A 13,646-nucleotide genomic window follows, 5' to 3' on the forward strand; every position below is an offset into this window, starting at 1 on the left:
TCATTTCCTCGGGTCGAAGGCATCGCGGGCGGACTCGCCGATGAACACCAGCAGGCTGAGCATCAAGGCCAGCACCGCGAAGGCGCTCATGCCCAGCCAGGGCGCTTGCAGGTTGGACTTGCCCTGGGCCACCAGTTCGCCCAGCGACGGCGCGCCGGGCGGCAGGCCGAAGCCGAGGAAGTCCAGGGCGGTCAGGGTGCCGATGGCGCCGGTGAGAATGAACGGCATGAAGGTCATGGTCGAAATCATCGCGTTGGGCAGGATATGCCGGTACATGATCGCGCCGTTCTGCATGCCCAGCGCCCGTGCCGCGCGCACGTACTCAAGGTTGCGCCCGCGCAGGAACTCGGCGCGCACCACATCCACCAGGCTCATCCACGAGAACAGCAGCATGATCCCCAGCAGCCACCAGAAATTCGGTTGCACGAAGCTTGCGAGGATGATCAGCAGGTACAGCACCGGCAGCCCCGACCAGATTTCCAGGAAGCGTTGCCCGGCCAGGTCCACCCAGCCGCCGTAAAAACCCTGCAGGGCACCGGCGATCACGCCGATGATCGAGCTGAGGATGGTCAGGGTCAGGGCAAACAGCACCGAGATACGGAAACCATAGATGACCCGCGCCAGCACGTCGCGGCCCTGGTCGTCGGTGCCCAGCCAGTTCTGCGCCGACGGCGGGGCGGGGGCCGGGACCTTGAGGTCGTAGTTGATGCTCTGGTAGCTGAACGGGATCGGCGCCCACAGCACGAAGCTGTCCTTGGCGGCGAGCAGTTCGCGGATGTACGGGCTCTTGTAGTTGGCTTCCAGCGGGAACTCGCCGCCGAAGGTGGTTTCCGGGTAGCGCTTGAGCGCCGGGAAATACCATTGGCCGTCGTAGCGCACGGCCAGTGGCTTGTCATTGGCGATCAGCTCGGCGCCCAGGCTCAGGCCGAACAGAATCAGGAACAGCCACAGCGACCACCAGCCGCGGCGGTTGGCCTTGAAGCGCTCGAAGCGCCGGCGATTCAGAGGTGACAGGTTCATCTCAGTGCTCCCGGCTGTCGAAGTCGATACGTGGGTCGACCAGGGTGTAGGTCAGGTCGCCGATCAGCTTCACCACCAGCCCGAGCAGGGTGAAGATGAACAGGGTGCCGAAGACCACCGGGTAGTCGCGGTTGATCGCCGCCTCGAAACTCATCAGGCCCAGGCCATCGAGGGAGAAGATCACCTCGATCAGCAGGGAGCCGGTGAAGAAGATACCGATGAACGCCGACGGGAAACCGGCGATCACCAGCAGCATGGCGTTGCGAAACACATGGCCGTAGAGCACGCGGTTAGGGCTCAAGCCCTTGGCCTTGGCGGTGACCACGTACTGCTTGTTGATCTCGTCGAGGAAGCTGTTCTTGGTCAGCAGGGTCATGGTCGCGAAGTTGCCGATCACCAGGGCGGTGACCGGCAGCACCAGGTGCCAGAAGTAATCGAGCAGCTTGCCGGCGGTGCTCAGCTCGTCGAAATTGTTCGAAGTCAGGCCGCGCAGCGGGAACCAGTCCAGGTAGCTGCCGCCAGCAAAAAGTACGATCAGCAGGATGGCGAACAGGAACGCCGGAATGGCGTAGCCGATGATGATCGCCGAGCTGGTCCAGACGTCGAAGTGGCTGCCGTGACGGGTGGCCTTGGCGATGCCCAGGGGGATCGACACCAGGTACATGATCAGCGTGCTCCACAGCCCCAGGGAGATCGACACCGGCATCTTCTCGACGATCAGGTCGATGACCTTGGCATCACGGAAGAAGCTGTCGCCAAAATCCAGGTGGGCGTAGTTCTTTATCATGATCCACAAGCGTTCCGGCGCCGATTTGTCGAAGCCGTACATCTGCTCGATTTCCTTGATCAGGGCAGGGTCCAGGCCCTGGGCGCCGCGGTAGTTGGAGCCGGCCACCGAGACTTCGGCACCCCCTCCGGCAATCCGGCTGGTGGCGCCCTCGAAGCCTTCAAGCTTGGCGATCATCTGCTCGACCGGGCCGCCTGGGGCGGCCTGGATGATGATGAAGTTGATGATCAGGATGCCCAGCAGGGTCGGGATGATCAGCAGCAAACGGCGAAAGATATAGGCCAGCATGCTATTTCGCCCCTTCGGCCGCTTGCGCCTCGGGCGCCGGGTTCAGCGGTACCACCGGCTCGACATCCGGCTTGATCCACCAGGTGTTGATGCCGATGTCGTATTTGGGCGACACCTTGGGGTGGCCGATGTGGTTCCAGTAGGCCACGCGCCAGGTCTTGATGTGCCAGTTGGGGATCACGTAGAAGCCCCATTGCAGCACCCGGTCGAGGGCGCGCGAATGCTCGATCAGGCTTTGTCGCGAATCGGCGTTGATCAACTGCTCGACCAGGGTGTCGATGGCCGGGTCCTTCAGGCCGATGAAATTGCGGCTGCCGGGGTTGTCGGCGGCGGCGCTCTGCCAGAACTCGCGTTGCTCGTTGCCCGGCGAGTTGGACTGCGGGTAGCCGCCGACGATCATGTCGAAGTCCCGCGAGCGTAGGCGGTTGATGTACTGCGAAACATCGACCCGGCGAATCACCAGGTCGATGCCTAGGTCGGCGAGGTTGCGCTTGAACGGCAGCAGGATGCGTTCGAACTCGGTCTGGGCCAGGAGAAACTCGATCGACACTGGCTTGCCCTGGGCGTCGACCATCTTGTCGTCGACGATGCGCCAGCCGGCGTCCTGCAGCAGCTTGTAGGCTTTGCGCTGCTGTTCGCGGATCATGCCGCTGCCATCGGTGACCGGGTTGGCGAAGGGCTGGGTGAACACCTGGTCGGGGATCTTGCCGCGCAGCGGTTCGAGAATTTTCAGTTCGGCGGCGTCGGGCAGGCCGGTGGCGGCCATGTCGGAGTTCTCGAAGTAGCTGCGGGTGCGGGTGTAGGCGCCGTTGAACAGCTGCTTGTTGGTCCATTCGAAGTCCAGCAGCAGGCTCAGCGCTTCACGTACCCGCACATCCTGGAACAGCGGGCGGCGGAGGTTGTAGACGAAGCCCTGCATGCCGGTCGGGTTACCGTTGGGCAGCTCTTCGAGGATCAGGCGTTTCTGCCGTACGGCTGGCACGTCGTAGGCGGTGGCCCAGCTCTTGGCGGCGGTTTCCAGGCGGTAGTCGAACTGGCCGGCCTTGAGCGCTTCGAGGGTGACGGCGCTGTCGCGGTAATAGTCGGTGGTCATCTCGTCGAAGTTGTAAAAGCCGCGATTGACCGCCAGGTCCTTGCCCCAGTAGTCCTTGACCCGCTCGTAGCGAATCGAACGCCCCGGCTTGACCTCGGCGACCTTGTACGGGCCGCTGCCCAGGGGAACTTCGAGGTTGCCCTTGGTGAACTCACGGTTTTCCCAGAAGTGCTTGGGCAACACCGGCAACTGGCCGAGGATCAGCGGCAGCTCGCGGTTGTTGCTGTGCTTGAACTTGAACAATACCCGCTGCGGATCTTCGGCGATCACTTCGGCGACGTCGGCGTAGTAACCGCGGTACAGCGGTGCGCCGTGCTTGATCAGGGTGTTGAAGGTGAACACCACGTCTTCAGCCTGCATCGGCTGGCCGTCATGAAAACGTGCTTCGGGGCGCAGGTAGAAGCGTACCCAGCTGTTGTCCGGAGCTTTCTCGATCTTGCCGGCGACCAGGCCGTACTCGGTGAAGGGCTCATCCAGGCTTTGGGTCATCAGAGTGTCGTAGATCAGGCCGATGTCATCGGCGGAAACACCCTTGTTGATGAACGGGTTGAGGCTGTCGAAGCCGCCGAAGCCGGCCTGGCGGAAGGTGCCGCCCTTGGGCGCGTCGGGGTTGACGTAGTCGAAGTGCTTGAAGCCTGCCGGGTATTTCGGCGCTTCATCGTAAAGGGTCAGGGCGTGTTGCGGTGCAGCCAGTGCCTGACCACCGAGGCAGGCCAGCAGCAGTGCGCAGGCCTTCAGGCGCAGGCGGGACATTGGCATCATTGGGCTTTCTCCGAAGGCTTGATCCACCAGCTGTTGAGCCCCAGGGTATAGGGCGGCGTGGCCACAAAGGCAAAGCGATTGCGGTAGGCCAGGCGGTGGTTGTCGAGATACCAGTTGGGAATCATGTAGTACTGCCACAGCAGCACCCGGTCCAGGGCGCGGGCGGCGGCCACTTGGTCTTCACGGCTCTGGGCGGCCAGCAGGGTGTCGAGCAGGTGATCGACCACCGGGTCTTTCACGCCAGCATAGTTCTTGCTGCCCTTGGTCGAGGCCTGGCTTGAGTGAAAGTACAGCCATTGTTCAAGGCCCGGGCTCAGGGTCTGGTTCAGGGTCATCAGAATCATGTCGAAGTCGAACTGGTCCAGGCGTTGTTTGTACTGGGCCCGGTCTACCGTACGCAAGCGTGCTTCGATGCCAATGCTGGCGAGATTTTCGACATAAGGTTGCAGGATCCGTTCAAGGTTCGGATTGACCAGCAACAGTTCCAGCTTCAAGGGTTGCCCGGCGCTGTTGAGCAGGCGTTGGCCATTGAGCTTCCAGCCGGCCTGGCCGAGCAGCTCGAGGGCCTGGCGCAAGGTCTGGCGGTTGATCCCTCGGCCGTCGGTGTGGCTCACCGAGTAGGGCTCGGTGAACAGCGCCGCAGGCAGTTGTTTGCGGTAGGGCGCGAGCAGCAGCCACTCCTTGCCCACCGGCAGGCCGCTGGCGGCGAATTCGCTGTTGGGGTAGTAACTGGTGGCGCGCTGGTAGGCGCTGCTGAACAGGGCGCGGTTGGTCCACTCGAAGTCGAGCATCAGCCCCAGTGCCTGGCGAACCCGCGCATCGCTGAAGGTCGCCCGGCGACTGTTCATGAACAGGCCCTGGGTCTGGGTCGGGATCTTGTGCGGGATCTGTGCCTTGATCACATCGCCGCGGCGCACCGCCGGGAAGTTGTAGCCGTTGGCCCAGTTCTTCGCCTGGTGCTCGATGTAGATGTCGAACTCACCAGCCTTGAAGGCTTCGAAGGCCACTGCGCTGTCGCGATAGAACTCGTACTCGACGCGGTCGACGTTGTACTTGCCGCGGTTCACCGCCAGGTCCTTGCCCCAGTAGTTCTTCACCCGCTCGAACACCAGGCGTCGCCCGGGCTGCACCTGGGTGATGCGGTAGGGGCCACTGCCCAAAGGCGGCTCGAAGGTGGTGGCCTTGAAGTCGCGGCCTTTCCAGTAGTGTGCCGGCAGCACCGGCATCTCGCCCAGGCGCAGGATCAGCAGCGGGTTGCCGGCGCGCTTGAAGACAAAGCGGATGCGTCGCGGGTTGAGGATATCGACGCGTTTGACTTCCTGCAGGTTGGTCCGGTAGATCGGATGGCCTTCCTTGAGCAGGGTGCGATAGGAGAACGCCACGTCGCTGGCGGTAATCGGCTTGCCATCGTGAAAGCGCGCTTCGGGGCGCAGGTTGAACACCACCCAACTGCGGTCTTCGCTGTACTCGACCGAGCCTGCGATCAGGCCATAGCTTGAAGTGGGCTCATCACCGGAGGGGTCGTACTGGCCGGTGCCGACCATCAGGGTTTCGTTCAGCTCGCTCACCCCGTACTGCAAGAAGTTCGGCGTGGTGACCGGGCTTGAGCCCTTGAAGGTGTAGGGGTTGAGGGTGTCGAAGGTGCCAAATGCCATGGCGCGCAAGGTGCCGCCCTTGGGCGCTTGCGGATTGACCCAGTCGAAGTGGGTGAATTTGGCTGGATACTTGAGCGTGCCGAACTGGGCGTAACCGTGGCTTTCGCTGATTGTTGCGCCCGCGGGAAAGCTCAAGGCCAGGCTGAGTGACAGCAACAGGAGGGGACGTATCAAGTCGAGATCCGATCCAGGCGGCTTGGGCTTTATTCCAGCTACAGTAACAGCTTGTATCGACTGGAAAAAGAGTGCCGCGTGGGGCGGGGCAGGTGGCTCCGGTCAGTGACCGGAGCACGAACCTCAATGGTTGAGGTAGACGGTCAGGGTCTGGCCTGGCTTGAGGGCGTGGCCGCTGCGTGGGTTCCAGCGTTTGAGGTGCTGCATCTCGACGTTGAAGCGCTTGGCCACCAGGTACAGCGAGTCGCCTTTGCGCACCTTGTACTGGGTGGATTTCTTCTGGTTCTTGGCGCCAACCGGCTGGGCGTTCTGCATCACCAGGGTCTGGCCGGCCTTGAGGTTCTTGCCGGAAAGCTTGTTCCAGCGCTGCAAGTCCTTGACGCTGACCTTGTTGGCCTTGGCGATGCTGGCCAGGTTGTCGCCACGCTTGACCCGGTAACGGCTGTTACGGGTTGTGGTGGTGCGCGGCGCCGCTTCGGCCATGGCCGCTTCGAACACGGCCTTTTTCGGCTGCAGGGTCAGCAGTTCTTCAGGCTTCATGTTCGACAGCGAAGCGGTCAGCAGTTGCGCCTTGGCGGTCGGCACCAGCAGTTGCTGCGGGCCGTCGACGGTCATGCGCTTCTTGAAGGCCGGGTTGAGCTGGAACAGTTCGTCTTCGTCGATCTCGGCCAGGGCTGCGACCCGTGACAGGTCGAGGCGGTCCTTGATCGCCACGGCTTCGAAGTAGGGCTCGTTGGCAATCGGGTTGAGGTTGACGCCATAGGCTTGCGGCGTCATCACCACCTGCGACAGGGCCAGCAGCTTGGGCACGTAGTCGCGGGTTTCCTGCGGCAGCGGCAGGTTCCAGTAGTCGGTCGGCAGGCCGAGCTTCTCGTTGCGCTCGATGGCGCGGCTGACCGTGCCTTCACCGGCGTTGTAAGCGGCCAGGGCCAGCAGCCAGTCACCGTTGAACATGTCGTGCAGGCGGGTCAGGTAGTCCAGCGCGGCGTTGGTCGAGGCGGTGATATCGCGACGGCCATCGTAGAAGCGGGTCTGGCGCAGGTTGAAGTAACGCCCGGTGGACGGGATGAACTGCCACAGCCCCACCGCATGGGCCCGGGAGTAGGCCATGGGGTTGTAGGCGCTCTCGATCGCCGGCAGCAGCGCCAGCTCCAGCGGCATGTTGCGCTCTTCGAGGCGTTCGACGATGTAGTGGATGTACAGGCTGCCACGGTCGCCGGCGGTTTCGAGGAACGAAGGATTACTGGCGAACCACAGGCGTTGCTGTTCGATGCGCGGGTTGACCGCAACCCCGTCCTGCAGCACGAAGCCCTGGCGCATGCGCTCCCAGACGTCCTGGGGGGCCTGCTCGACGACCGGCTTGACCGGTACGACCAACGGCTTCTGCTTGGCCCGGGCCTGGTAGTTGTGCGCGCGAACGCTGTCGGATTCGTCGACTTGACGGGTGCTCTGGCAGCCCACGAGGGTGGCGGCCAGGGCCAGCGCACTGGCTTGGGCCAGGCGCGTCAGGGCGACGGAATTGAAGGTTCTGCGGCTAGTGGACGACATTGGCTGGGACGAAGTTCCGGGCAAAAATGTCGGGGGATTCTAGAAAGCGGCCCCCCAACGGTCAACCTTTCAGAACTTTCCGTCACCAGCAGCGGCTGTTTAGAACGTATCTTTCCAAGCACGCAACCCAGCAAAAACAGCACTTGGCGTAGGGTTTAAGTGGTCAATCCGTTCGTCTAGTTTTTCTTTAACGGATGTTTCGGTGGTCCGCAGGAAAGGGTTGGTGAGCTTTTCCAGGGCCAGGGTTGATGGCAACGTGATGCGATCTTGTGCCCTAAGCTGGGTAACGTCGGCGAAGCGTTGGGCAATGTGCGGGTTTTCAGGCTCCACCGCCTGGGCGAAGCGCAGGTTGCTCAGGGTGTATTCGTGGGTGCAATACACCAGGGTGGCGGCGGGCAGCGCGGCCAGGCGCTGCAGGGAGTGGTGCATCTGCTCCGGCGTGCCCTCGAACAGGCGCCCGCAACCGGCGGCGAACAGGGTGTCGCCGCAGAACAGCACCGGGGTGGTTGTTTGCGGGCAATAATAGGCAATGTGTCCCAGGGTGTGTCCAGGCACCGCGATAACCTGGAAATCCAGACCCAGAACGCGCACGCTGGCGTTGTCCTCCAGGGCCTGGTCACGGCCCGGGATGCGCTCGAGGGCCGGGCCGTAGACGGTCGCGCCGGTGTGCGACTTGAGCTGCTCGACGCCACCGACATGATCGTGGTGGTGATGGGTAATGAGGATGTCGCTCAGTCGCCAGCCGGGATGGCGCTCAAGCCAGGCCAGGACCGGCGCGGCATCGCCTGGATCGACCACCGCGCAACGCTGGTTGGCAGCATCTTGCAACAACCAGATGTAGTTATCGTTGAAAGCGGGCAGGGCATCGATCTGTATCATGGTGCGATTCGCCAAACGGTGGACATGGGTGCATCTTAGTAGCTATGCGCGCTGTCGAGAACCTTCAAGGGAGACTGCAATGACCGATCAAGCCTTCGCCCAGGCCGATCCGCAGTGGCTGGAGCTGATCAGCCTGGCCCGCGACTGGTTCGCCGGCCCGTTGGGGCAAATGATGCTCAAAGAAGAGCAACGCCTGCTCGAAGAGGAACTGGGGCGTTACTTCGGCGGTTACCTGGTGCATTACGGCCCCTGCGCCGAAGCACCGCCCAAGGCCCCGCAGGTACAACGCAACGTGCGCCTCGGCGCGCCGCTGCCCGGGGTCGAGATCGTCTGTGAAGAACAGGCCTGGCCGCTGAGCGAACATGCCGCCGACGTCGTGGTGCTGCAGCATGGCCTGGACTTCAGCCTGTCGCCCCATGGCCTGCTGCGCGAGGCTGCCAGCAGTGTGCGCCCGGGTGGTCATTTGCTGATCGTCGGCATCAACCCCTGGAGCAGTTGGGGCGTACGCCGGGTGTTCGCCCATGATGCCTTGCGCAAGGCGCGCTGCATTTCCCCGTCGCGGGTGGGCGACTGGCTCAACCTGCTGGGTTTCGCGCTGGAGAAACGCCGCTTCGGGTGCTATCGTCCGCCGCTCGCATCCCCCGCCTGGCAACAGCGCCTGGCCGGCTGGGAGCGGATCGCCGGAGGCTGGCAGAGTGCCGGTGGCGGTGTCTACCTGCTGGTGGCGCGCAAGATGGTGGTCGGCCTGCGGCCCCTGCGCCTGGAGCGCCGCGAGCCGATGGGCAAGCTGCTGCCGCTGCCGATGGCCAAGGTCAACCGGCGCCATTCCGAACCCTGAGTTCCGGGCCCCCTGGGCGCGGGGCCAAATCATTGATGAAAAGGCTGTAAATGAGCGATAGCGTCGAAATCTTCACCGATGGTGCCTGCAAGGGCAACCCCGGCCCGGGTGGCTGGGGCGTGCTGATGGTGTGCAAGGGCGTCGAAAAGGAGCTGTGGGGCGGCGAACGCGAGACCACCAACAACCGCATGGAACTGATGGCGGCGATCAAGGGCCTGGAAGCGCTCAAGCGCGAGTGCGAAGTGCTGCTGGTCACCGACTCCCAGTACGTGATGAAAGGCATCACCGAGTGGATGGTCAACTGGAAAAAGCGCGGCTGGAAAACCGCCGCCAAAGAGCCGGTAAAGAACGCCGACCTCTGGCAGTTGCTCGATGAACAGGTAGGCCGGCACAAAGTGACCTGGAAATGGGTCCGCGGGCATATTGGCCATCATGGCAACGAGCGTGCCGATCAACTGGCTAACCGCGGTGTTGACGAGGTCCGTGGTCTGCGTTGACTACACCGGCCGCCACTCGCCCTTGAGCTGAGGTAGAATGGCCGGCTTTTCACCAGACTGTACGCGGCAGGAGACCATCGGCGTGGAGATTCAGAACAACAGGTCGGTCGTCCTCGACACCGAAACCACCGGTATGCCGGTGACTGATGGCCACCGGGTCATCGAGATCGGTTGTGTCGAGCTGATGGGCCGGCGCCTGACCGGGCGCCATTTCCACGTCTACCTGCAGCCGGACCGCGAAAGTGATGAGGGCGCCATTGGCGTCCACGGCATCACCGACTCCTTCCTGCTCGATAAGCCGCGCTTTGCTGAAGTCGCCGATGAATTTTTCGAGTTCATTCAGGGCGCCCAGCTGATCATCCACAACGCGGCGTTCGACGTTGGCTTCATCAACAACGAATTCGCCTTGCTCGGCCAGCACGATCGCGCCGACATCTCCCAGCATTGCACCATCCTCGACACCCTGATGATGGCCCGCTCGCGTCATCCGGGGCAGCGCAACAGCCTCGATGCGTTGTGCAAACGCTATGGTGTCGACAACTCCGGCCGTGAGCTGCACGGCGCACTGCTCGACTCCGAGCTGCTGGCCGACGTCTACCTGAGCATGACCGGTGGCCAGACCAGCCTGTCGCTGGCCGGCCACGGTGCCGATGGCGAAGAGGAGGGCGACGACAACCGCGGCAGCGAAATTCGCCGCCTGCCTGCCAGTCGCCAGCCGGGGCGGATCATTCGCGCCAGCGAGCAGGAGCTCGAGCTGCACATGGCGCGTCTGGAAGCCATCGCCAAGTCCGCCGGTGGCCCGGCGCTGTGGCAGCAGTTGTCCGAAGCAAACTGAGGCAATTTGCCGCGCAGGGGCGCTGGCGACCTTCTACCCTGAGGTGACAGAGCTGTCACCCGGAGGAAGCGCCCGCCCATGTACAAGGACCTCAAGTTCCCCGTCCTCATCGTGCATCGCGACATCAAGGCCGATACGGTCGCTGGCGAGCGTGTTCGCGCAATTGCCCAAGAGCTGGCCCAGGACGGCTTCACTATCCTGCCGGCCGTCGATTACGCCGAAGGCCGCCTGGTCGCCGCCACCCATCACGGCCTGGCGTGCATGCTGATTGCCGCCGAAGGCGCTGGGGAAAACACTCACCTTTTACAGAACATGGTCGAACTGATTCGCCTGGCCCGGGTGCGTGCACCGCACCTGCCGATCTTCGCCCTGGGCGAGCAGGTGACCCAGGAGAATGCCCCTGCCGATGTCATGAGCGAGCTGAACCAGCTGCGCGGCATTCTCTACCTGTTCGAAGACACCGTACCGTTTCTCGCCCGCCAGGTGGCGCGGGCCGCGCACAGTTATCTGGATGGCTTGCTGCCGCCCTTTTTCAAGGCGCTGGTGCAGCACACCGCGCAATCGAACTACTCATGGCACACCCCCGGCCATGGCGGTGGCGTGGCCTATCGCAAAAGCCCGGTCGGCCAGGCCTTTCACCAGTTCTTCGGCGAGAACACCCTGCGTTCGGACCTGTCGGTGTCGGTCCCTGAGCTGGGCTCGCTGCTCGATCACACCGGGCCGCTGGCGGCCGCCGAGGCGCGGGCGGCAAAGAATTTCGGTGCCGACCATACCTTCTTCGTGATCAATGGCACTTCCACCGCCAACAAGATTGTCTGGCACTCGATGGTCGGTCGAGATGACCTGGTGCTGGTCGACCGCAACTGCCACAAGTCGGTGGTCCACGCGATCATCATGACCGGGGCCATCCCTTTGTACCTGTGCCCGGAGCGCAACGAGCTGGGGATCATCGGGCCGATCCCGCTGAGCGAATTCAGCCAGGCCTCGATTGCCGCCAAGATCCACGCCAACCCCCTGGCCCGTGGCCTTCCGCCCAGGGTCAAGCTGGCGGTGGTGACCAACTCCACCTATGACGGCTTGTGCTACAACGCCGAGCTGATCAAGCAGGTGCTGGGCAACAGTGTCGAGGTGTTGCATTTTGATGAGGCCTGGTATGCCTACGCGGCGTTTCACGAGTTCTTCCGCGGGCGTTACGCCATGGGCACTTCGCGCAGTGCCGACAGCCCGCTGGTGTTCAGCACTCACTCGACCCACAAGCTGCTGGCCGCCTTCAGCCAGGCGTCGATGATCCATGTGCAGGACGGCGGCGCCCGCCAGTTGGACCGCGACCGCTTCAACGAAGCCTTCATGATGCATATTTCTACCTCGCCGCAGTACAGCATCCTCGCCTCGCTGGATGTCTCTTCGGCGATGATGGAAGGCCCGGCCGGGCGCTCCTTGCTGCAGGAAATGTTCGATGAGGCGCTGAGTTTTCGCCGGGCCATGGCCAACCTGCGTGAGCACATGGCCGCCGATGACTGGTGGTTCAGTATCTGGCAACCGCCGCTGGCGGACGGTGCACGGCGGCTCGCCACCGAAGACTGGCTGCTGCAGCCCCAGGCCGACTGGCACGGTTTCGCTGATGTCAGTGACGATTACGTGCTGCTCGACCCGATCAAGGTCACCCTGGTGATGCCCGGGCTCAGTGCCGGCGGCGCCTTGAGCGAGCATGGCATTCCGGCGGCGGTGGTCAGCAAGTTTCTCTGGGAGCGCGGCTTGGTGGTGGAAAAGACCGGGCTCTACACCTTCCTGGTGTTGTTCTCGATGGGCATCACCAAGGGTAAATGGAGCACGCTGCTGACCGAGTTGCTCGAGTTCAAGCGCAACTACGATGCCAACACCCGCCTGCTCGAATGCCTGCCCTGCGTTGCCCAGCTCGATCCAGTGCGTTACCAGGGCCTGGGCCTGCGCGACCTGTGTGACCAGTTGCACGCCTGCTACCGCAGCAATGCCACGGCCAAGCAACTCAAACGCCTGTTCACGCGTTTGCCGGAAGTGGTGATGAAACCTGCCGATGCCTATGACCGGATGGTGCGCGGGGAGGTCGAGGCGGTACCGATCGAGCAGTTGCTCGGGCGTATCGCTGCGGTGATGCTGGTGCCCTATCCACCGGGCATTGCGTTGATCATGCCGGGGGAGCGTTTTACCGAGTCTACGCGTTCGATCATCGACTACCTGGCCTTTGCTGCTGCCTTCGACTGCGGCTTTCCCGGTTTTGTCGCCGATGTCCATGGGTTGCAGCATGAAACCACAGCGCAGGGACGGGTCTATACCGTCGATTGCATCAAGGCCTGAGCAGGCTCAAGGAATGCGGATGATTTCCACGCCACTCTGGACCAGCTCAAAACGGTCTTCACCCAGGTGGTTGACCCGGTCACCGATTGCCAGCCTGTAGGTGGTAATGGGCAGGGATGCGGCGCTTCCGTCGGCCTGCAGGGTGGCTTCCTGGAACTCATGAACGGGATAGATGCGGCCCTCGGCGTCCCGTGCATGAAACTGTCCGACCAGTACTGCTGTCATTTACCGTACAACCTCTGAAGAAATAAGTATCTGTCAGGCATAGACCACTGTTTTGCCTGGTAAGTTTTGCCTGTATGGAAAAAAACTTCAGGGCCGTGCCGGATCATCTATACCTACAACTCCCTTTGTTCATCACATCAGGAATTTGCCATGAGCCAGGTGTATTCAGTCGCCGTCGTCGTCGGCAGCTTGCGCAAGGAATCCCTCAACCGCAAAGTCGCCCGCGCGCTGGCCGAGCTTGCGCCATCCAGCCTCAAGCTGCACATCGTCGAAATTGGCGAGCTGGCCTTGTACAACGAGGATATCGACGTCAATCCGCCGCAGGCCTACAAAACGTTTCGCGAGCAGATTCGCGGCAGTGATGCGCTGCTGTTTGTCACCCCCGAGTACAACCGCTCGGTGCCGGGAGTGTTGAAAAATGCCATCGATGTGGGCTCGCGGCCCTATGGCCAGAGCGCCTGGAGTGGCAAGCCCGGGGCGGTGATCAGTGTGTCGCCGGGGGCGGTGGGCGGCTTTGGTGCCAACCATCACCTGCGCCAGTCGCTGGTGTTCCTTGATGTGCCGTGCATGCAGCAGCCTGAAGCGTATATCGGTGGGGCGGGAACGCTGTTTGACGACAACGGCAAGCTGTCGGAGAAGACCCGGCCGTTCCTGCAGACCTTTATCGACAAGTTCGCCGTGTGGGTCGCGCGCCACCAGAACTGAGGCATT

Annotated in this window: 12 protein-coding genes; 5 read left to right on the forward strand and 7 right to left on the reverse strand. The window is 62.7% G+C overall.

Annotation, left to right across the window (positions count from 1 at the left end):
* The 6 genes from LOY54_RS09015 to gloB all read right to left on the reverse strand — a co-directional run bounded on the left by LOY54_RS09015 (position 1) and on the right by gloB (position 8,206).
* Positions 1-1,020, reverse strand: a complete 1,020-nt coding sequence (locus LOY54_RS09015) for an ABC transporter permease (RefSeq protein WP_045202118.1) — start codon at positions 1,018-1,020, stop codon at positions 1-3.
* Position 1,021: 1 nt separating this feature from the next.
* A complete protein-coding gene (locus LOY54_RS09020; protein WP_045202116.1) occupies positions 1,022-2,095 on the reverse strand; it encodes a microcin C ABC transporter permease YejB in 1,074 nt (357 codons plus the stop codon).
* Between the two features lies 1 nt (position 2,096).
* On the reverse strand, positions 2,097-3,950 hold the full coding sequence (locus tag LOY54_RS09025) for an extracellular solute-binding protein (RefSeq protein WP_258610188.1): 1,854 nt from the start codon (positions 3,948-3,950) through the stop codon (positions 2,097-2,099).
* Positions 3,947-5,776, reverse strand: a complete 1,830-nt coding sequence (locus tag LOY54_RS09030; RefSeq protein ID WP_195885971.1) for an extracellular solute-binding protein — start codon at positions 5,774-5,776, stop codon at positions 3,947-3,949. The genes LOY54_RS09025 and LOY54_RS09030 overlap by 4 nt, the downstream gene beginning before the upstream one ends.
* Before the next feature lie 126 nt (positions 5,777-5,902).
* Complete coding sequence (locus tag LOY54_RS09035; RefSeq protein ID WP_195883455.1) at positions 5,903-7,327, reverse strand: LysM peptidoglycan-binding domain-containing protein; 1,425 nt, start codon at positions 7,325-7,327, stop codon at positions 5,903-5,905.
* 99 nt (positions 7,328-7,426) lie between these two features.
* Complete coding sequence (gene gloB / locus LOY54_RS09040) at positions 7,427-8,206, reverse strand: hydroxyacylglutathione hydrolase (protein ID WP_258610189.1); 780 nt, start codon at positions 8,204-8,206, stop codon at positions 7,427-7,429.
* A gap of 79 nt (positions 8,207-8,285) precedes the next feature.
* On the opposite strand from gloB, the gene LOY54_RS09045 reads away from it, so the two are divergent.
* From LOY54_RS09045 to LOY54_RS09060, 4 genes are all read left to right on the forward strand, one after another.
* Entirely contained in the window at positions 8,286-9,044 is a 759-nt protein-coding gene (locus tag LOY54_RS09045) for a class I SAM-dependent methyltransferase (protein WP_045202108.1), read from the forward strand.
* A 50-nt stretch (positions 9,045-9,094) separates the two neighbouring features.
* Positions 9,095-9,541: a ribonuclease HI gene (gene rnhA, locus LOY54_RS09050; protein WP_045202106.1), complete on the forward strand. Its 447-nt coding sequence runs from the start codon at positions 9,095-9,097 to the stop codon at positions 9,539-9,541.
* Positions 9,542-9,578: 37 nt separating this feature from the next.
* Entirely contained in the window at positions 9,579-10,376 is a 798-nt protein-coding gene (gene dnaQ / locus LOY54_RS09055) for a DNA polymerase III subunit epsilon (RefSeq protein ID WP_082075525.1), read from the forward strand.
* A 78-nt stretch (positions 10,377-10,454) separates the two neighbouring features.
* A complete protein-coding gene (locus tag LOY54_RS09060) occupies positions 10,455-12,710 on the forward strand; it encodes an Orn/Lys/Arg decarboxylase N-terminal domain-containing protein (RefSeq protein ID WP_258610190.1) in 2,256 nt (751 codons plus the stop codon).
* A 6-nt stretch (positions 12,711-12,716) separates the two neighbouring features.
* Here the strand turns inward: LOY54_RS09060 and LOY54_RS09065 are convergent, their stop codons facing one another.
* Positions 12,717-12,935, reverse strand: coding sequence for a hypothetical protein (locus LOY54_RS09065; RefSeq protein ID WP_258610191.1), 219 nt, complete (start codon positions 12,933-12,935; stop codon positions 12,717-12,719).
* Positions 12,936-13,085: 150 nt separating this feature from the next.
* Here LOY54_RS09065 and LOY54_RS09070 point away from each other — a divergent pair, with 150 nt between their 5' ends.
* Positions 13,086-13,640 (forward strand): NADPH-dependent FMN reductase, encoded by a 555-nt coding sequence (locus LOY54_RS09070; protein WP_093385206.1) that lies wholly within the window; start codon positions 13,086-13,088, stop codon positions 13,638-13,640.
* Positions 13,641-13,646: the final 6 nt, after the last annotated feature.

The sequence above is a fragment of the Pseudomonas sp. B21-032 genome (assembly GCF_024748965.1).
GTDB lineage: Bacteria > Pseudomonadota > Gammaproteobacteria > Pseudomonadales > Pseudomonadaceae > Aquipseudomonas.